Below are 18,081 nucleotides of genomic sequence, written 5' to 3'. Positions count from 1 at the left end.
CGCAATGGGACATGAAAACAGATAGGACAGATACGGAGGTTTTACAGTATGGCAGGAATCAAAGAAGAAAAGAAAATCTATTTAGTCGGCATTTATTGCCGCTTATCTAAAGACGATGGTACGGATAACGAGAGTGCGAGCATTGCGACACAGAAATCCATCCTCACGGATTATGTGAAAAAGCAGGGATGGCACATAGCAAAAACGTATGTGGACGATGGTTATTCTGGTACAAATTTCCAAAGACCAAGTTTCCAGAATATGATAAAAGACATTGAAAGCGGTCTGATAAACTGCGTGATTACGAAAGATTTATCCCGTCTGGGGAGAAACTATCTTGATTGTGGGTTATATCTGGAAGTTTTCTTCCCAGAGCATAACGTGAGGTATATAGCGGTCAATGACGGCGTAGATACCTTGAATAAATCTGCTATGGACATCACGCCTTTCCGCAACATTTTAAACGAAATGTATGCCGCTGACATATCTGTTAAGATAAAATCGGCATATCGGGCGAGGTTTCAACAGGGGAAATTCATGGGAACTACCGCCCCTTATGGCTATATCAAAGACCCTGCCGACCACAACCATCTGCTGATAGATGATAAAGTGGCACATGTTGTAAAAGAGATATTCGACCTTGCATTAAAAGGGAATGGAGTTGCCAAAATTTGCAGACATCTTAATAAACAGCATATCCTACGCCCTGCCGCTTATGCGGCGGAGCGTGGCGAAACAGGCTTTGAACGTCATTTTGAGGGGAACGAGGACAAACGCTATATTTGGAGTGGGAACAGCGTGAGGAGCATTTTAAGAAGCCCGATATATGCGGGAAATCTTGTAGGCTACAAACGGATTGCCGCCAATATGAAAAGCAAGAAACGCCCCTCTAAGCTGCCCGAAGAATGGGAAGTGATACCCAATACCCATGAGGGAATAGTCACGCAGGAGGAATTTGATATTGTCCAACAGCTTATTACAAGTCGTAGGCTTCCACAGAACAAGGGAGGATTTGTAAATATTTTTGCAGGCGTTATCAAGTGTGTGGACTGCGGATGTGCTCTGCGGGCAATGAACGTACACAGGAGGAAACGCCCAGAGATTATCGACTGTGTACAGTATTCATGTAATAATTATGCAAGAAACGGAAGAAGCGAGTGTAGTGCCCACAATATAGAAGCAAGGGATTTATTCAATGCCGTTCTTGCCGACATCAACTGTTTTGCGGATATGGCAGTGAATGATGAAAAGGCGGTCAGGGCCATAGAAAAGCGGCTCACGGAAACAGACCAGAGCAGGGCGAAAGCATTAGAGAAAGAACGTAAGAAGCTGAACAAACGCCTTGCGGAACTGGACAGGCTGTTTTCCTCTCTCTACGAGGATAAGGTCATGGAGCGTATTACCGAGCGGAATTTTGAGATGATGTCGGGGAAATACCAGAAAGAGCAGCTTGAAATTGAAGCAAGGCTGAAAGAGGTGACGGAAACTCTTAATGAAAGCTACGAGAAATCACGGGGAATCCGTGACTTCCTCGCCCTTATCCGAAATTATCAAGGCTTAAAAGAACTGGATGCAACAGTTATAAACGCACTCATAGACAAGATACTTGTTTCGGAGCGTGAGAAGATGGCAGACGGAACAGTGAAGCAGGAAATCAAGATTTACTATAAATTCATCGGCTTTGTCGATGAATTACATATCATACCTACAAAACGGTGGGCAGCAATGCCCGCTAAAAATTGTACGGTGTGCGGCGTTGAATATGTCCCGGGCTCTGGTGCATCAAGGTATTGTCCTGTTTGTGCCAAGAAGATACGGAGGGAGAAATCAAACGAGAGCAAACGCAGGAGCAGAGAACAGAAAAGGATAGCATGTATGAACTGTCCGCAAAAAATGACCGACTGACCTTGCCCAGCGTAAGGGTCGTATCGAGCGTCAGGGCAACCAGAATCCTCTTGTTCATGTGTACCGTTATGTCACCGAGGGGACTTTTGATGCCTATCTGTGGCAGACGGTGGAGAATAAGCAGAAATTCATCAGCCAGATCATGACCTCTAAATCGCCGGTGCGGTCCTGCGATGATGTGGATGAAACCGCCCTCAGTTTTGCCGAGATCAAGGCTCTGTGTGCCGGAGATCCCCGTATCAAAGAGCGTATGGATTTGGATGTGGAGGTATCACGCCTGAAGCTGATGAAAGCCGACCACCAGAGCAAGCAGTATCGTCTGGAGGACCAGCTGCTCAAATATTTCCCGGAGGAGATTGAAAAGCACAAGGGCTTTATCAAGGGCTTTGAATCTGACCTGGAGGTTTTGGCAGCTCACCCGCACCCAGAGGACGGCTTTGCCGGTATGGAGATCCGGGGCGACCTGCTGACCGATAAGGAGAACGCCGGTGCAGCCCTTTTGGATGCCTGCAAGGAGGTCAAAACCTCCGATCCGGTGCAGATCGGCAACTATCGGGGCTATGCCATGTCCGTGGAATTTTCCGCTTGGAAACAGGAATATACGCTCCTGCTGAAAGGACAGATGACCCACAGGGCAACCCTTGGTACAGACCCTCGCGGAAATCTTACCCGTATCGACAATGCCCTCGCCCAGATGCCCCAGCGTCTGGAGGCGGCAAAGGCCCAGCTGGATAACCTCTATCAGCAGCAGGCTGCCGCAAAAGAGGAAGTTGGAAAGCCATTCCTTTATGAAGAAGAACTGAGAAGCAAAAACGCCCGTCTGGTGGAGCTGGATACCCTGCTCAACATCGACGGAAAGGGACAGGCACACGATGAAGCTGTCGTTGCCAAAAGCACACGGCCTTCGGTATTGAACCATCTGAAACGCCCGGTGCCGTCCCGCAGTACAGACAAGAAACCAAAACAGCATGAGGAGGTGCGATAACATGAATACCAACGATCTGAATACGGCTCTTTATGAAAAGATGGCTGCTGAGCAGGACAAATACAGGGACTGGCTGAAAAGCCAGCCCCCGGAAGAAATCCTGAATCACACCTATGAGTACACCATCCGTGAGGACATCGTGATGGCGATGGAGGAACTGGAGCTGACCGACGCCCAGGCCAAGGCGCTTTTGGAATCTCCCTCGCCGCTGGCGGATGTGTACCGCTATTTTGAAAAGCTGGAGACCGGCTATATGGATGTGATCCGGGACAGCATTGAAAGCCGAGCCAATGAGGTATGCAGAGAACCAGAAGAACTTAATCCTATGGTAGTTTATCTTCATTCTGCTTCATACGCGACTAAGCATGGAGAAACAGACGCATATTGGATGTCTGACCAGGCGAATTTTTCCTGTAAAGTTGCCATTGAGCAGGCAATCAGCACCCACTACGGAGACAACCGACTGGATACCTCTTCTGCGGTGCAGGAGGTCATGGAGAAATTCGGACCGGAGCGAATGAACTTTATTCTCGCCAATACCATTCAGCATAAGGATGCAGATGGGCGGATCTCCCGTGACAACAAAGCATGGGCAAAGACCATTCCTATGCCGGAGGATAGTGCTTCTTCCCAACAATGTGCAGATCTGGTAGTGGATCGAGTCAATCCGGGACTTGTAGACCTGTTTACAAGACAGGCTCGAAAGATCGTTCAGGAGAAAGAAAAAGGCTCTGTCCTGCAAAAGCTCAAGCAGGAGCTGCCTCCCCATAAGCCTGCCGCCCCAAAGAAACAGGAACCGGAGAGATAACTATGGCAAAGCGTAAGAGGGATATGCAATTAAACTTTAGAGTTTCATCGGAGGAGCTTGCTGTAATTGAGCAAAAAATGTCTCAGTTTGGAACCTCAAACCGTGAAGCCTATCTAAGAAAAATGGCACTGGATGGGTATGTGGTCAAGCTGGAACTGCCGGAGCTGAAGGAGCTGGTCTCCCTAATGCGCCGAAGCAGTAACAACTTGAATCAGCTGACCCGCAAAGTGCATGAGACGGGGCGGGTTTATGATACTGACTTGGAGGATATATCCCAGCGGCAGGAACAGTTATGGGAGGGTGTGAGGGAAATCCTTACCCAGCTTTCTAAACTTTCATAACAGGGATAAATACTCCGTTTGCGGAGGGAGGAACGGCGTTTCTTCGCCGCACCTCCCTCAGCTTTTTCTTTTTGCCGGTATCCTTGTCTTTTGCCTGTCCGTACCGGATAATATGAGTAGAATAAAAAGTGTAGCAAAGGAGTGGAAAACAGATGCTGACCTTTGAAAAAGTGCTGGGGATTTTTGCGGACTACCTGGACGCAGACGAGACCACCGAAGTTTATATCAGCCGTCACGGATGTGTAAGGGTTGAGTTTGGCCAAGACTTTCACTATTGCACCGGCGAGGTGTGCCATACTCCCAAGGAACTGTTCGACCTCTTAGCCGATGATTACCGGACTTATCTGGAGATTGAACTGACCAAAGGCAAACGGGAAGTGACGGAAGATGATGAGAGAGAAGCGGATGCCCTGTGCAAACGGCATCTGGATCGCTGGAAGGAGGAACTGGAATGAAGATTTTGAAATGCCTGCTGATGATCGTAACTGCACCGGTCATTTTGGTACTGACGCTTTTTGTCTGGCTCTGCACGGGGCTGATCTACATATCCGGTCTGGTGCTTGGCCTGCTCAGCACTGTAATTGCTCTGCTTGGCGTGGCTGTGCTGATTGCCTACTCCCCACAGAATGGTGTAATCCTTTTGGTTATGGCATTTTTGATTAGCCCTATGGGACTGCCGCTGGCTGCAATCTGGCTGCTGGGCAAGGTGCAGAGTTTGAAATTTGCGATCCAGGATAAGGTGTATGGATAAAGAAACAGGATGTCAGATTTAACATCCTGTCTTTACAAAATCGGAAGTGAAACTGCAATATTTTCGGAAGTCAAAAAGGTTAAAAGAACGCGGTCTGCTACGACAGGCCGTTTTCTTTTCGGAAAGGAGGTCTGACCTATGGCAACCACAAGAATCATGCCGCTTCATGTCGGCAAGGGCCGCACAGAAAGTCGGGCGATCAGTGACATCATCGACTATGTGGCCAATCCAAAGAAAACAGATAACGGCAGGCTCATTACCGGCTATGCTTGTGACAGCCGGACTGCGGATGCAGAGTTTCTTCTGGCAAAGCGGCAGTACATTGCCGCTACCGGACGAGTTCGCGGTGCGGATGATGTGATTGCCTATCATGTGCGCCAGTCCTTCCGCCCCGGCGAGATCACTCCGGAAGAAGCCAACCGGCTGGGCGTAGAATTTGCAAGGCGCTTTACCAAGGGTAATCATGCCTTTGTGGTCTGCACTCATATAGACAAGTCGCACATTCATAATCACATTATCTGGTCATCGGTCAGCTTAGAATATGACCGGAAATTCCGAAACTTTTGGGGCAGCACCAAGGCAGTCCGACAGTTAAGTGACACCATCTGCGTCGAAAACGGACTGTCCATTGTGGAGAATCCGAAACCTCACGGAAAGAGCTATAACAAGTGGCTGGGCGATCAGGCAAAGCCCTCTCACCGAGAGCTGCTGCGTGTAGCGATTGACAACGCATTATCACAAAGTCCTACTGACTTTGAGGCGTTGCTGAAGCTGCTGCAAGAGTCCGGCTGTGAGGTATCAAAGCGCGGAAAATCATATCGCCTGAAGCTCCCCGGTTGGGAGAAAGCCGCCCGAATGGACAGCCTGGGCGAAGGATATGGATTGGAAGATTTGCAGGCAGTTCTCTCTGGGAAGAAAACGCATACCCCACGAAAGAAAACGGTCACACAGGCAGAGCCGCCGAAGGTCAATCTGCTGGTGGACATTCAGGCAAAATTGCAGGCCGGAAAAGGTGCTGGCTATGCTCGATGGGCTAAAGTTTTCAATCTGAAGCAAATGGCACAGACCATGAATTACTTGTCAGAGCATAACCTGCTGGAGTATGCGGTTTTGGAAGAAAAGGCTGCGGCTGCCACGGCACATCACAATGAGCTTTCGGCGCAGATCAAAGCGGCTGAAAAGCGCATGGCAGAGATTGCTGTTCTGCGTACGCACATCGTAAATTATGCCAAGACCCGTGAGGTCTATGTGGCATACCGCAAGGCGGGATATTCTAAGAAATTCCGGGAAGAACATGAGGAAGAAATTCTGCTCCACCAGGCTGCTAAGAATGCCTTTGATGAAATGGGAGTCAAGAAGCTTCCTAAGGTCAAAGAGTTGCAGATGGAGTATGCGAAATTGCTGGAAGAAAAGAAAAAGACCTATGCCGAGTACCGGCGTTCCCGTGAGGAAATGCGGGAGCTTTTAACGGCAAAGGCCAATGTGGATCGGGTGCTGAAAATGGAGGTAGAACAGGATGTTGAAAAAGAAAAAGACCACGGCCAGCGATAAGCTGGTCCTGGTCAAAAGCGTTCGCAGAACGCGCAGCCACAGAATGAAATTCTGTGTTCAAAGGGGCTTGGGGGCACTGCCCTCAACAAGCAGTTTGTGGCGAAATGGATAGCCACAAGCATTGCTTGCCACAATATGCTGCGCATAAAATAAAAAACTAACGACGGGACGCTTACTGCCTCCTATCGTTAGTTTTCTGTGTTTAAGCGACTTATAAAACCAATCAGCATAATCAGATCGTCATCTGACATCTTTCTCATTCCGTCCAAAGCCTTCTTGATAAGCTGAGGGTTATTCTCCTGTGCATCAAAAAATTGAAGCGGCGTGATTTCAAAATACTCACAGATGTTGAGAAACTGCTTCATAGACGGCATAGAACGCCCGGAAGAAATCGCCTGAATATAGCTTCTGTTCTGCCCTAACTCCATGCTCATCTGATATTCTGAAACGCCTTTTTTCAATCGTAATTCTGTGATTCGATTGCGGATAAATTCTTCGTCCATACGCTCACCTCTTTGCTCTTTTAGCATAGCAGAAAGCAATTCTTGATACTTCGTATGTGTTGTGTTATAATTTTGTAATATAACCTTTATACGCATTATTATTTGCGTTATTTTTGCTTTATATGCGTAATCAAGGCAGTTATCAAGGGTGATTTGTATGAATCAGTATGCCTGTGCCATTACCGGCCACAGACCAACAAGATTTTGCTTTGGATATAATGAGGAAGATCCTCTATGCCAAAAGCTAAAAGAATGTCTCCTGGAGCAGTTTCGGATACTCCATGACGAGAAATTTGTCCATACTTTTTTTGTCGGTGGTGCTCTTGGTGTAGATATGTGGGCTGGAGAACAGCTGCTAACATTGAAAGCACAAACAGGATACGAGGATATTAAAATTATCGTTGTAATTCCCTTCATCGGCTATGACTCTAAATGGCCGGATCAGAGTAGACAGAGATTGAAAAAGCTGATCCAAAACGCAAACGATTCTATTGTTATTTCACATTCTGCGGATGTTTCCAGTTATAAAAAAAGAAATTATTATATGGTCGATCATGCAGAGTACATCATCGGTGTGTTTGATAATCAGAAAAAGCTGCGCTCAGGCACAGCACAGACAGTCAACTATGCCTTACGAAACGGAAAAGCAATCACTCTGATCCATCCAGATACTATGGAAATAACAGCCCCTGCGCCTTAACAAATTCACAAAAATTTTTCATTGGCATTTCCAACAAAATATTTTCATTGAAGGAGTGCTGTGATATAATAAAATATAAAACTATGCTCAGAACAAATGGTGCCGCTATGAACAAATATATTGGACAGCAATTTGCTGCTTTAAGATACGAAAAAAATATTTTGGTTGTTGAAGAAACTACATCCGCTGGTGGATGCGGCTCCTTCAACGCGGCTTCTTCATGCCCTGCGTCAGCCTGTCTTTATGACAGTGCGGCGTGGGGCATTTTTTATTGTTCGGAAAGAGGTGGCCTGATATGAATTTACCAAAACGAAATAGTGCGGACGGGCGCTGTTACTGGATGAAGCTCGAGGTGCAGGAAGAACTGCAACCGCTCTTTGACCAGTGTATCCAGGATGCCATTGACGGGAGAATCACGCGGCTTGATTCCCTCTGGCCGCCGGTAGTGGTCAGCAGCGAAGGCGCGCCCTTTGAGGTGTGGCAACTGCTTCGGACATGGACCGAAGCGCAGCGGGCTGAGACCCTTGACGCGGAAAAGGCCATCGCCTTCAGCGAAAACCTGCGCCGCCAGAGCCGCTGGGGTGAAATTGACCACCATCTACTTGATATGCTGAAACGGGAGCTACAAGAGAAGTATTTTGTTGCAACAGGCGATGAAGATGATCGCTTCTGGGATCGGGAGTATTCCCTGAAACCAGGTATTCGTGCAGAGCAGGTCCCGGAGCCGTTGCTGCGTTTTGCCTGCTATGTGGCGGTGAGCTATAAAGTGTATGGTTTGGACTTTGAGTATCTGGACACCAATTACCTCTTTGGATTGGTGGAGAAAGTCCGTCCTGATATGGTGAAAAAGCTCCGGGAACATGGGACCGGCAGGCTGCCGATCTCTCTGCAAAAGAGGAAAACAGAGCACTTCACCGCATCGGCCAACGATGCCTTTGCCGTGATCCGCATCACTGCCAAGGACAGCACAGAGGAATGCTGCTGCGAAGTGATGAACTACCTGTGCGAGCTTCTTTCCCAGGAGGATTTTCCCCGCAGCTATGCGGTGGAGTTCAAAGGTCCGGAAAAGAGGTATCTTCCCATTACAGGACTGCCCAAAAAGGGAGTAAACCAGCTCTTTGCCTGTGCCGTGCAGTACCCCGGCCTCCACCCCCTGATGGAACGGTACGCCCGGCTTGCTATGCGGCAATATGAGCAGTACACCAATCTCAGCGATGAGCAGTGCGCGCTCCCCGGAAGTTTTGCTGTGTTCGCCCTGGGAATGCTGGGGCAAGAGTGGCGGCAGCTGGTATGGGATTATCTCGATCTCTGTGATGATGAGCACTCCCACTTACAGGAAAAATTCCTCCGGGAGTATGTGAAACAGTTCGGATTTACCGCCGATACCGTCCCTGTATTTGTCCGTGGGGTGCTGTCCATGCAGAACATGAAGTATTCCAAGGACTATGCCGCGTGGATGGCAAACGCAGAAAGCCTGGACGCTCTGCTGGAGGCAAAAATCCACCTGTCTGAGATCGTTCCAAGCGGTTTTTCCTCCGACGAGGATGACGATGATGACGAGGACGAGAAACCCGCAGAAGAAACAGAAGCCAGCCCGGAGGAAGTGCTGCAATACGCATGGGAAACGGTCTGCTATGTGATCTGGGGCAAAGCCAGCGCCAAGGGTGGTCAGAAAGTGGTGGAAGCAGCTTCGGAGGAACTGAAGGAACTTTACCGACAGATTTTTATTCCGATAACGAAGAACCTGGAAGGAAGTGGTGGCCTGCTATGAGTTTGCCGAAACGCGACGGCGTACAAGGCCGTTACTATTTGATCCAGAAACCAGATACGAACCCCGAAGTGCTGGAACACGCCGATCAGTGTATTCAGGATGTGTTGAATGGAACCGCAAAAGAAAATCATTCCAGCTACCCGATGGTAGTTCAGAACCAAAGCGGAACGCCCTTTCTTCCCAGCCAGCTGCTGGATCGGTATCTGTCCAAACTGCCTTTGAAGGGATTCCCCTACGAGGAGGCGGTTGTATTCTGCGATGCACTGCGGCGGTTGGTGGGTTGGAAAGAGATTGGTTACACACTGGAGCAATACATCAAACACAAAGTGCAGGAGAGGTATTTTGAGGCTGGAGAAAAAGAGGATGATTTTACGCCTTACCCGCCTTGTACTGTGTGGCCGGAGCTGCGGCTGGAGGATGTAGACGAGAACCTGCTGCGCTTTACTTGCTATGTGGCGGTCTGTTATACGGTGTATGGAGCCAGCTATAATACCATTACAACTGAACACTACCTTGATCTGGTTTCCCAGCTCCGCCCAGATATGGTGAAGCAGCTGAAAACCAATGGCAGCGGCAAATTGCCAAAGGACATTCAGCGGCGTAAGACGGAGCATTTCACCGCATCGGCCAATGATGCGTTTGCTACCATCCGCATCACCGCCAGGGACTCCACCGAGGAGTGCTATGCTGAAATCCTGGACTACCTGTGTGCGGTGTTGGAGCAGGAGGAATTTCCCCGCAGTTACTCGGTGGAGTTCCGTGGGAAGGAAAAACTCTATCTGCCTATTCCCGGCCTGCCCAAAAAGGGAGTCAATCAGCTCTTTGCCTGTGCTGTGCAGCACCCTGATCTTCATCCGGCTATGGAGCGATACGTTCGTCTGGCTATGCGGGAGTTTGAGTGGTACCAAAACCTCGCAGATGAAGCCTGTGCGATGCCCGGCACCTTCGCCGTGTTTGCCCTGGGGCTGGAGGGAGAACCGTGGGCGCCGCTGGTGACGGAGTATCTGGATCTCTGCGACGACGAGCACTCCTCCCTGCAAGGAAAATTTCTTCATGCCTTGATTCGGAAGTTTGGGTTTCAATTATGGACACTGGGGGTATTGGTGCGGGGCGCATTATCTATGCAGTGGCTGGAGCCTGCCAGAGAATTCCGCAGCCTGATCGCCAATGGGGAAAGCCTGGATGCACTGCTGGCAGTCAAGCGCCGCTTTTCCGCTTATCTCCTGCCGGAAGAAAACGAAGACCCGAAATTCCGGGCCATCGCTTGGCAGAGCCTGCTCTGGGCCATCTGGGGGCAAGCCTCTGAAAACGGCGGCAGCAAGGTCATTAAGACGGCTCCGAAGGAACTGAAAGAGCGGTATTCTGAAATTTTTCGATCACAGGATGCGTAAAGAGATCTGCGAAATCTTTTACTACAAGGAGGCTGCCCAATGGCATTAACATTAAACTTTCGAGACATCACCCCTGAAGACACCAGAATCCTCCGTATGGTAGCACTGAGAAACGGAAAAGCGGAAGATTATCTCTGCTGCGATGTTACCAATGAGGACGGCGTAACCCAGACTACCTGGTACAGCAAAGCGGATGTGGCCCTCTGGGGCGAGGATTATATCCGGGCGCACACCACAATGGAGTACAGCGATTATACGGGATGGATCATCAGCCTGGATATGGAGCCGTGGAACGATGCACAGGCGTCGCCCGCCAACCAGGAGAAAGGGGCGTCCCTTCCCCAAATTCCCACCTGGCTGGAGGGCCATGTTAAGGAACAGGCACAAAAGCGCCTGCCCACCGTGACCCTCTGCTCCTCTGCTGGAAATGAACTGCTGGAAGTTTGGTATTACGGAGAGTTGTTCACGGTGAAGGGAGAGCCCCAACCCTATATCATAGATGGCGAAGAGGCCCCTGGATTGGTGGCAGCCCGTGACCCGGAGAGCGGCGAGACATTTGTCATCTTCGACAACGGGCGGCATGGCTATAACAACCTGTTCTGCGATGAGCATGATCCGGCAGAACTGGAACACCGCCCCCTCAAGCGGTATGAAATCCCTGCCTCCAAGTTGGTGCTGGAGCTGGGCTGCGGCAACGACTATGAGAACGAAAAAGAGGACTTTGAGGTGGACGAAGCGGATACCGTAGAACTGATCAACGGTGAGCGGATGCCCTGGGAGCAGGTCAAGCGGGACGGCATCGACTACATTGCACTTTACTATGTGAATGAAAAAGGGCAACAGGTGCAGATTCTGGATGCGGAACTGGCATGAGTACAACAGGACTGTTTTGGTAGCAGAATAAGGAGAGAAGCAAAATGGAACAGGCATATTGCACCGCAGTTTTCTGGCGCGGCGGAGAAAAGATTGATCTGAATGGGCGAAAGCCGGATGCGGTACGGTGCCTATCTGTGACGGGAGAGCGGAAGGTGAATCTGTCCTTCCTGCGAGATTATCCCAATCTGGAGGAACTGATCTTAATGGAAAAGTGTGAGGGTGTGGAAGTTCTCTCCGAGCTAAAGCAGCTTCATACACTGTCCCTATGGCTGTCGGCCCCTGTTTCCTGGGACAATGTTTCTCTCCCCGGCCTGCGTGTTCTCCACCTGCGTGGAGAAAAGAATGGCGACATTACCCCACTTCTCACCAGCATTACCTATCTCCATTTGGAGGAAATGCGGAAAACGGAAGATCTTGCCCCTTTCCTGACTCCGGCGACCCGGCTTCAGAAACTCTATCTCCAGTCACTACCAGCTGTGCAGAAACTACCGGCTCTGGATGGGCTTCCATCCCTTTATGCTCTGAAACTCTATGAGCTACATAAACTCAGCGATTTGTCCGCCCTCTCCCTCAGCCATTTACGCTACTTTGCCGCCTCTCTGATCGGGGATAAACTCTCCGCCCAGGCGCTGGCAGATGCTGTGATGGCGATTCCCGATTTGGAGGCAGCCGCGCTCCAGCTGGCGGATCGCTCCGAGCGGCGCTATGGCGGTGTCCAAAAAGCCTTTGCCGCCGCTGGCAAGTCCCCGCTGCTACGGGAGGAAATCAGTGCTTTGAGTACATGGTTGTTGTTGTAACTCTTGCAAAGGGAGACACATTATGATAAAAGAAAGAATTTCGCTGTCTGGCGATCTCAAAAGCAAAGTCAAACAGCTGATGATATATGCTGGCTGGTATGAAGGTCGAAAAGTTGATATTTCCATTGCATCGCAATACTACGCCGAGCGAGGCGTTCCAATGATGAAAAGCACCCAGCGTTTTTACCACAAATACTTTGGGTTATGCTGTCAGTGGTACTTTTCTGGTGGAATGAAACGCGCCGCAGATTTTGAGTTTGGTCTGTTTCCATACCTTATTAACGGAATCAAAGACCATTTGGAGGATACCTATTTCCGGAATATGTCTGGAGCAGAACTCGATGAAATCGAACAGATTGCCGGTGAACAATGTCAACCGATTGGACAAATTGGCTACTACTACCCAGCACAGGTTTGGATCTCAGAATTTGGAAAACTATACGCAAAATATGAGTATCAGGATGAGATTGAGTGCTTTTCAGATATTTTTGCCTTGATTGAGCGAGAACTAAAAAAATGCACGATTGATTCCGTTGCTATGAAAACTGTTGAAGCACTGGATAATAAACTTTGAAACCCTCATGGCTGTCGCTGTAACCTGGGGATTGAGGGAAGAATGATATGGAACAGTTTTTTGAACATTCCGATTTGGGATTGGGAACACTGACCTTTCAGAAAGGACCGGGGACCATCCACTGCTGGACTGGAAGAATAGCAGACACAGAGATCCTGTTTTCCATTATTTTGAACACATCTGAACTCCGGTCGGCAAACCTGGATTTTATCCGTTCTGTGCTTCAAAACTGGCGGGAGTATCTTTCAAAAGCGGAGCATGAGATTCAGGCGCAGATTGGTAAAAGCCCTGAGAAGTTTGGATTGCAGCGCGCACCATTCCCTGAAACGGAGATTCCCGCCGAGCAGCCGCAATTTCTGTTTTATGATGAGACAGAATGGGGCCTGCACTTTGAGATTTGTACCCTTCCTGTGGGGGAGCCATTTGGACTTATGGTTGAGTTTTCAGGGGATACGCCAACGGATGTATATGGCTTGTCGGAAGCGGAAGAAATAGAAGCGGACATGGAATAATATAAAGGAGGCGATCAGATTGTGTGAGAATGCGAAAATTCTTTGTCCTTACTGCTTGACGAGAGAAATTGACCCGGCACAGGCGATATGCTCTGCTTGTTATTCAAAAGAGGATAAATGGGAGCGAGGCAGTTGGGATGACCTGCGCAAGCGCAAGAATGCCGATGAAATCCAGATGTTTACCATAGCCAAAAAAGTAGATGAAGCGTTCCAGATACCAGAAAATGAAGCTTATGCCTGTATAGAGAAACACGAAATGATTCAGGCTGAGGCCTTGGAACGGGAAATGGAGGCTTTTCACCGGCGGCGCATCCTTTGTATGGTGGAGATATTTTCCAAGATTGATTGCGGCATCCTCTTTTCTGGCTATGTAGAACTGGATACCTATTTCAAGAATGTGTGGGATTATGCCCATCAGCGCATTGCCGCAGAACAGCTCAGAGAGGTTCAGGAGTATCTGCGGTCACAGATTCCATGGAAATCCCTATCCAGTCAGCGGATGGATCTGGGGGCAGAACTTCTCAACTTTTGGTGCGGAGAAGATGAGTTGGATTGGGGCTATTCTCAATATTTTGAGATTGCAGCAGGTAATCTCAAACCGTTTCTTGCAATGACCTTATTCACAAAGATTCTGTGTAAGCATTTTCCAGATGTAATGTCTGCGCCAGTCAAGCGGCTGAGCAGCAAACTTTGAGTCACTAAAAAGGGGGTACTTTCATGCCAGACTGGGCACAAATCATATTCGATGCGCTGGACATTCTGAAATTTGACGGAGCCGTACAGGACACTCTGGCGGAACTGCGAGAAAAATGGGGCGCGCAGGTCCCGGCGCTGCTGGATGAACGCTTTGATGCCGTTGGCGTTCAGTATATGAAGCTATCCCATGAAAAAGGGGCGGCGGCATTGGGGCAGGAGCTGTCTGCCTTCGGCTGGGCGCTGTATAACCTGGATGATGAGGACGAGTATCTGTTTGCCTTGATCCCAGAGGAAGAACGCAGCGAATGGGAACGCTACTGCAAAAAGCAGGGGCAATATTGTCACCTGATGAAACAGCAAGGACGAAAATGGGGCGACCATGCCAAGGAGCAGGACCCTGGAAAGCTAATGCCCTGCGAGGAATACATACTTCAGGATGAGTACGATTATTTCTTCAACTCCCTGGCGGGTGATTTTGCGGCGGGCGAATGGAAAAACCAGGATGCAGAAGAATGGAAAAACGGCTGTGTGGCCGACCTGCGCCAGCGTCCGCCCCAGGTGACCCGCGCCCACAGTTTGCCGCATCTTGGGTGCCTCACTTATTCCGCAGAAAATGGACTCTATGCCGCGTCCAGAGCCGCTGGCAGCGGGACTATTGGGCGGGCATTACTGAGCAAGAATCCGGCTACCCTCAACTGGTTCGAGCCGTCCCCCATTGGATATGACGGTCCGCCCCAGACCCTGTGCTGGGCTGACCATTCCCTATGGGTGGGCGATCCCACCAACGCCACACGGATTGAACTCACCGACCGGGGCACCTGTCAGGATGTGAAAAACTGGCCCCTGCCGGAAGATGGATGGAGCACCAAATACCATTGCGGCATTACGACAGATGGTCTGGGCCGGGTCTACTTTTCCAATGAGTGGTACAAGGGGCAGATTTACCGCTGGGAAAACGGCAAGGTAACAAAACACACCTTCTCTCTGGATGGATACGACCATCTCTCTGAGGCTGTTCCCGTTCCCGGCACAGGCCGCATTACCATGATCCACGCCGTCAGCGGAAAGGGACGGGTGGAAGAATGCCTTCTGGAACTGGACATGGACACCGGGCGGTGCCGCATCGCCCCCCTGCCCGGAATGGGCGAGGGGCTGAAACTACGCTGGTTTACCGGGGACTGGCTGCTGGTGCAGGGAAACGGCGAAATCCTCTCCGATGACTTTGCCCAGCTCATCAACATGAACACCCGTGAAGTGCTGCGTATCCGTCCGGAAATGTTCGGTGGGGAGAAAATGCAGCACATTGGAATACTCACCGATGGCACGGTGGTCATCGTCACCCGGCGGGACAGAGTTGGGCCGGTATTTCGTTATCCCATCGACTTCTGGGGCTTCCTTCGGACGGCAAACAAGTCCAAAAAGCTGGAATGGCGGGAGTACAAAGAAGTGTACCCGAATCTGCCCATCTTTCTACCGTCCAAGGCCACGGAGCGAAAAATCATTCTCAAAAAAGACAGCCTGACAATCCTGGGGGCGGTATTTACGCCGCCGCTTACTCTGTCGCAGCTGGCGGAAAAGTTGGGGCCTGCCCACATTGTCCTGCAAAATGGAACACGAAAAAGCCCCATTACAGGCCGAGAGAGTCCCTATACCCAGGCACTTGCTTTGTGGGACGAACTTGGACTACAGGGCTGGTTGGACGAAGATGAGCAGACCATCAAAACCATTGGTGTCCGGGTAGCGGCACAGGGAGAGTATGCGGTCCGGCAGACATTTGACGGAGCGGTTTGGATCGGGTCCAAGGACTACCGGGAGGCCAGCTGGAAGGATTTCGCCGGATTTGCCCATACCCTCAAATTAGGCGGCTTTACCGTTTATACCCGCTTGCCGGGTCCTGTTCCAGAGGAGCAGTCAGCGCAGAAAGCAAAGCTGGAGGCCCTCTCCGCCATGGTGCAGATCAGCTGGAAAGAGCCAGAGAAAAAGGCGGCGAAAGCGCAGAAATACAAGTTATCCAAGCCGACTGAACCAGTGCTCACCTTTACCAGCTTCAACTTCAAGCTGGCGGTTATGGAAGTCCTGATGTACGAGAAAGGCTTACTGGCTCCTAAACTGGATGCACATGAGTTTGCCAGAGAGTATAGCCGACGCAAGATCGACATTGACGCGGAAGGGTATGAACCCATCCCAGAGATTCGGAAGTGGCTGGAGAAATACCCTGTCCCGGAGCGGCTGGCCCCGGAGGTCACAGAAATTGAGATGGATGGCGGCAGCGAGATTTATACCCAGCTCTGTCCGTTCTGGGATGGCGAGGATGGAGCCTTTGATCTTAATACCATTACGGAGGCGGAACTGCGCCAGTTCCCCAATCTCAACCATATTACTCTCATGTCCTCCAAGCCGGAACAGGTGCTGCCGGTTCTGGAACGGTGCAGTATCAAGGTAGACTTGCTGTGAGGTGAAAGCATGAAAGCGAAACTAAAAGTGATAAAGGACTGGGAGTTCGAGGAATTTGAACTGACGGGAACTTCCTTCAAATACAGCCCGACTGGATGCAAAGGTATGGTGGCCCGCAGCGAGGATGAAATTGTGTTTTGGACCTATCATCTCGCGCAAAAGTGCAGCGGCGTTTTGTGGGTCAAAGGCGAAGTTTCCAGGTGGATTCCCAGCCCGGAGCCGAAAGAGCAGCAAGATGTTTGGGAAGATCCTGTCTTGCTCTCATGCGACAGAGGAATACTGTTGGTTTGCCCGGCCAGTAAATCCCTTTGGTGGATGCCGCAGATGGATGGAGAGTGGATTCCGATCCCCATGGATAACTGGTGTGCCCAGGGTATTCCCAAGCCGGTAGCAGTCACCGGAAGCCAGGGCGTTTTCCCTATTGTGTGCCGAGTGGACAACTCCGCTGATGCGACCAACAGTTTTACCAGCCTGACGGTAGACCTTGAAACCATGACTGCACACTGGGCAGAAAGCGGCTCTTGTGTATACAGCAAAGCAGGAACCCGACAGACCCATTTGGCGGCAGTAGAGCGTGCTGGCGGAAATTTTGCCCAGGCAGACTTTCACTACAACTATCCTATGATTGGCTCTATACTGGAACAGAATGGACAGTTTTATGCCTTTTTGGAAAGCAGCACCATCAATCCGGCAGGTCTTTCTCTCATGGGCTACTATTGGTATCTGGAACTGGAGGAAAACGGACTATTCAAAAAGAAACTGTGGGGCAAAGATAATTTAAGCCGCCTGCCCGGAAAACACGGGATGCGCGGAAAATTCTCCGGTGACAGGACTTGCCTGATCCTGTCTCCCATTTTTAAGAATGATGACTGGAAGGGTAAACAAAAGGTGCTGCGCCTTTCAGATTTGGTGCTGATCGACCTTGCCATGCCCCGTGGATACGCTTCCTTCCATGTGCTGGATGTATGGGGAAACCGGGCATTTCTCAGCGATGAGAAAAACAAGCTGGTTCTTTGTGAAATGACCTTGGAACAGTTATGAGGTAAACCAATGGAATTATTTGCAAAAAGAATGACTTGGGAGCTGGACAATGAGGAAGGACTGTCCTGCCTGTCCTTTGAACTGGAGGATGGCTACTTTACACTCTCCCGCAAGACCGGCGCGGAAGCACTCCGCTTGGAAATGAATGATCCAGCCAATGGTCAGTTGATTGACCCGGACTGTTTTGAATATGCCCTTGATAATACCAGGTTTCGTCTAAATATCGTGCGGAACAACCGAAAAGTTCTGCGGTATCTGGAAGAACACCACATCAACACGGAGTTGTATGGAGAAATCGTCCTTCACTACACTCCTCTCGGCAAGCCACAGCTTGAATCATTATCTGCCGTGATGCTCAGGCTGTTTTTCGGTGAACTGCTTTTTTAGGCGGAAACAGAAGTGTCGTTGGCAGAAATCATGCGAGG

At 50.0% G+C, this 18,081-nt stretch carries 18 protein-coding genes and 1 pseudogene; 18 read left to right on the top strand and 1 reads right to left on the bottom strand.

The genetic code is table 11. The features are described from left to right. The first annotated feature begins 48 nt into the window (after positions 1–48). The 7 genes and pseudogenes from ACESON_RS07940 (at position 49) to ACESON_RS07910 (ending at position 6,341) form a co-directional block, all read left to right on the top strand. The gene (locus ACESON_RS07940; protein ID WP_373109171.1) at positions 49–1,905 is read left to right on the top strand and encodes a recombinase family protein; all 1,857 of its coding nucleotides are present in this window, start codon (positions 49–51) and stop codon (positions 1,903–1,905) included. Beyond that, positions 1,898–2,890: pseudogene (locus tag ACESON_RS07935) on the top strand (helicase); the annotation flags it as partial. The gene ACESON_RS07940 and the pseudogene ACESON_RS07935, both read left to right, overlap by 8 nt. Position 2,891: 1 nt before the next feature. Continuing rightward, positions 2,892–3,698, top strand: a complete 807-nt coding sequence (locus tag ACESON_RS07930) for a DUF3848 domain-containing protein (protein ID WP_154042065.1) — start codon at positions 2,892–2,894, stop codon at positions 3,696–3,698. Positions 3,699–3,700: 2 nt separating this feature from the next. Beyond that, a complete protein-coding gene (mobC, locus tag ACESON_RS07925) occupies positions 3,701–4,039 on the top strand; it encodes a plasmid mobilization relaxosome protein MobC (protein WP_154250784.1) in 339 nt (112 codons plus the stop codon). Between the two features lie 152 nt (positions 4,040–4,191). After that, the gene (locus ACESON_RS07920) at positions 4,192–4,494 is read left to right on the top strand and encodes a hypothetical protein (protein ID WP_154042062.1); all 303 of its coding nucleotides are present in this window, start codon (positions 4,192–4,194) and stop codon (positions 4,492–4,494) included. Continuing rightward, a complete protein-coding gene (locus ACESON_RS07915) occupies positions 4,491–4,790 on the top strand; it encodes a CD1845 family protein (protein WP_154250786.1) in 300 nt (99 codons plus the stop codon). Before ACESON_RS07920 ends, ACESON_RS07915 begins: the two co-directional genes overlap by 4 nt. Before the next feature lie 138 nt (positions 4,791–4,928). Continuing rightward, on the top strand, positions 4,929–6,341 hold the full coding sequence (locus tag ACESON_RS07910; protein WP_177303725.1) for a relaxase/mobilization nuclease domain-containing protein: 1,413 nt from the start codon (positions 4,929–4,931) through the stop codon (positions 6,339–6,341). Between the two features lie 188 nt (positions 6,342–6,529). Here the strand turns inward: ACESON_RS07910 and ACESON_RS07905 are convergent, their stop codons facing one another. Then, positions 6,530–6,844 carry a helix-turn-helix domain-containing protein gene (locus ACESON_RS07905; RefSeq protein ID WP_002576937.1) on the bottom strand — a complete coding sequence of 105 codons (315 nt, stop codon included), beginning with the start codon at positions 6,842–6,844 and terminating at the stop codon, positions 6,530–6,532. A gap of 157 nt (positions 6,845–7,001) precedes the next feature. Here ACESON_RS07905 and ACESON_RS07900 point away from each other — a divergent pair, with 157 nt between their 5' ends. The 11 genes from ACESON_RS07900 to ACESON_RS07850 all read left to right on the top strand — a co-directional run bounded on the left by ACESON_RS07900 (position 7,002) and on the right by ACESON_RS07850 (position 18,043). Continuing rightward, entirely contained in the window at positions 7,002–7,544 is a 543-nt protein-coding gene (locus tag ACESON_RS07900) for a DUF1273 domain-containing protein (RefSeq protein WP_373109167.1), read from the top strand. Positions 7,545–7,839: 295 nt separating this feature from the next. Continuing rightward, the gene (locus ACESON_RS07895; RefSeq protein ID WP_343214674.1) at positions 7,840–9,315 is read left to right on the top strand and encodes a DUF6138 family protein; all 1,476 of its coding nucleotides are present in this window, start codon (positions 7,840–7,842) and stop codon (positions 9,313–9,315) included. Beyond that, a complete protein-coding gene (locus ACESON_RS07890) occupies positions 9,312–10,706 on the top strand; it encodes a DUF6138 family protein (protein WP_097777475.1) in 1,395 nt (464 codons plus the stop codon). The genes ACESON_RS07895 and ACESON_RS07890 overlap by 4 nt, the downstream gene beginning before the upstream one ends. A gap of 39 nt (positions 10,707–10,745) precedes the next feature. After that, a complete protein-coding gene (locus tag ACESON_RS07885; RefSeq protein WP_097777476.1) occupies positions 10,746–11,579 on the top strand; it encodes a hypothetical protein in 834 nt (277 codons plus the stop codon). A 44-nt stretch (positions 11,580–11,623) separates the two neighbouring features. Beyond that, positions 11,624–12,379 carry a hypothetical protein gene (locus ACESON_RS07880; RefSeq protein WP_097777477.1) on the top strand — a complete coding sequence of 252 codons (756 nt, stop codon included), beginning with the start codon at positions 11,624–11,626 and terminating at the stop codon, positions 12,377–12,379. A gap of 22 nt (positions 12,380–12,401) precedes the next feature. After that, positions 12,402–12,953, top strand: a complete 552-nt coding sequence (locus ACESON_RS07875) for an SUKH-3 domain-containing protein (RefSeq protein WP_097777478.1) — start codon at positions 12,402–12,404, stop codon at positions 12,951–12,953. Between the two features lie 47 nt (positions 12,954–13,000). Then, positions 13,001–13,465, top strand: coding sequence for a hypothetical protein (locus ACESON_RS07870; RefSeq protein ID WP_087307946.1), 465 nt, complete (start codon positions 13,001–13,003; stop codon positions 13,463–13,465). A 19-nt stretch (positions 13,466–13,484) separates the two neighbouring features. Further along, positions 13,485–14,159: a hypothetical protein gene (locus tag ACESON_RS07865; protein ID WP_278849507.1), complete on the top strand. Its 675-nt coding sequence runs from the start codon at positions 13,485–13,487 to the stop codon at positions 14,157–14,159. A gap of 23 nt (positions 14,160–14,182) precedes the next feature. Further along, positions 14,183–16,615: a hypothetical protein gene (locus ACESON_RS07860; RefSeq protein WP_373109165.1), complete on the top strand. Its 2,433-nt coding sequence runs from the start codon at positions 14,183–14,185 to the stop codon at positions 16,613–16,615. Between the two features lie 9 nt (positions 16,616–16,624). After that, entirely contained in the window at positions 16,625–17,656 is a 1,032-nt protein-coding gene (locus ACESON_RS07855) for a hypothetical protein (protein ID WP_015565828.1), read from the top strand. Between the two features lie 9 nt (positions 17,657–17,665). Further along, positions 17,666–18,043, top strand: coding sequence for a hypothetical protein (locus ACESON_RS07850; RefSeq protein ID WP_148337535.1), 378 nt, complete (start codon positions 17,666–17,668; stop codon positions 18,041–18,043). Positions 18,044–18,081: the final 38 nt, after the last annotated feature.

The organism is Lachnoclostridium sp. Marseille-P6806 (assembly GCF_964238185.1).
In the GTDB taxonomy this organism is placed as follows: domain Bacteria; phylum Bacillota; class Clostridia; order Lachnospirales; family Lachnospiraceae; genus Brotaphodocola.
This window is presented reverse-complemented; position numbering and strand designations above follow the sequence as displayed.

Excerpts from the sequence above, each read along its gene's own strand:
- ACESON_RS07875 (WP_097777478.1), top strand. The coding sequence starts at position 12,402 with ATGATAAAAGAAAGAATTTCGCTGTCTGGCGATCTCAAAAGCAAAGTC.
- ACESON_RS07860 (WP_373109165.1), top strand. The coding sequence starts at position 14,183 with ATGCCAGACTGGGCACAAATCATATTCGATGCGCTGGACATTCTGAAA.
- ACESON_RS07880 (WP_097777477.1), top strand. The coding sequence starts at position 11,624 with ATGGAACAGGCATATTGCACCGCAGTTTTCTGGCGCGGCGGAGAAAAG.
- ACESON_RS07920 (WP_154042062.1), top strand. The coding sequence starts at position 4,192 with ATGCTGACCTTTGAAAAAGTGCTGGGGATTTTTGCGGACTACCTGGAC.
- ACESON_RS07905 (WP_002576937.1), bottom strand. The coding sequence starts at position 6,844 with ATGGACGAAGAATTTATCCGCAATCGAATCACAGAATTACGATTGAAA.
- ACESON_RS07890 (WP_097777475.1), top strand. The coding sequence starts at position 9,312 with ATGAGTTTGCCGAAACGCGACGGCGTACAAGGCCGTTACTATTTGATC.
- ACESON_RS07885 (WP_097777476.1), top strand. The coding sequence starts at position 10,746 with ATGGCATTAACATTAAACTTTCGAGACATCACCCCTGAAGACACCAGA.
- ACESON_RS07915 (WP_154250786.1), top strand. The coding sequence starts at position 4,491 with ATGAAGATTTTGAAATGCCTGCTGATGATCGTAACTGCACCGGTCATT.
- ACESON_RS07910 (WP_177303725.1), top strand. The coding sequence starts at position 4,929 with ATGGCAACCACAAGAATCATGCCGCTTCATGTCGGCAAGGGCCGCACA.
- mobC (WP_154250784.1), top strand. The coding sequence starts at position 3,701 with ATGGCAAAGCGTAAGAGGGATATGCAATTAAACTTTAGAGTTTCATCG.
- ACESON_RS07895 (WP_343214674.1), top strand. The coding sequence starts at position 7,840 with ATGAATTTACCAAAACGAAATAGTGCGGACGGGCGCTGTTACTGGATG.
- ACESON_RS07855 (WP_015565828.1), top strand. The coding sequence starts at position 16,625 with ATGAAAGCGAAACTAAAAGTGATAAAGGACTGGGAGTTCGAGGAATTT.
- ACESON_RS07850 (WP_148337535.1), top strand. The coding sequence starts at position 17,666 with ATGGAATTATTTGCAAAAAGAATGACTTGGGAGCTGGACAATGAGGAA.
- ACESON_RS07900 (WP_373109167.1), top strand. The coding sequence starts at position 7,002 with ATGAATCAGTATGCCTGTGCCATTACCGGCCACAGACCAACAAGATTT.
- ACESON_RS07870 (WP_087307946.1), top strand. The coding sequence starts at position 13,001 with ATGGAACAGTTTTTTGAACATTCCGATTTGGGATTGGGAACACTGACC.
- ACESON_RS07940 (WP_373109171.1), top strand. The coding sequence starts at position 49 with ATGGCAGGAATCAAAGAAGAAAAGAAAATCTATTTAGTCGGCATTTAT.
- ACESON_RS07930 (WP_154042065.1), top strand. The coding sequence starts at position 2,892 with ATGAATACCAACGATCTGAATACGGCTCTTTATGAAAAGATGGCTGCT.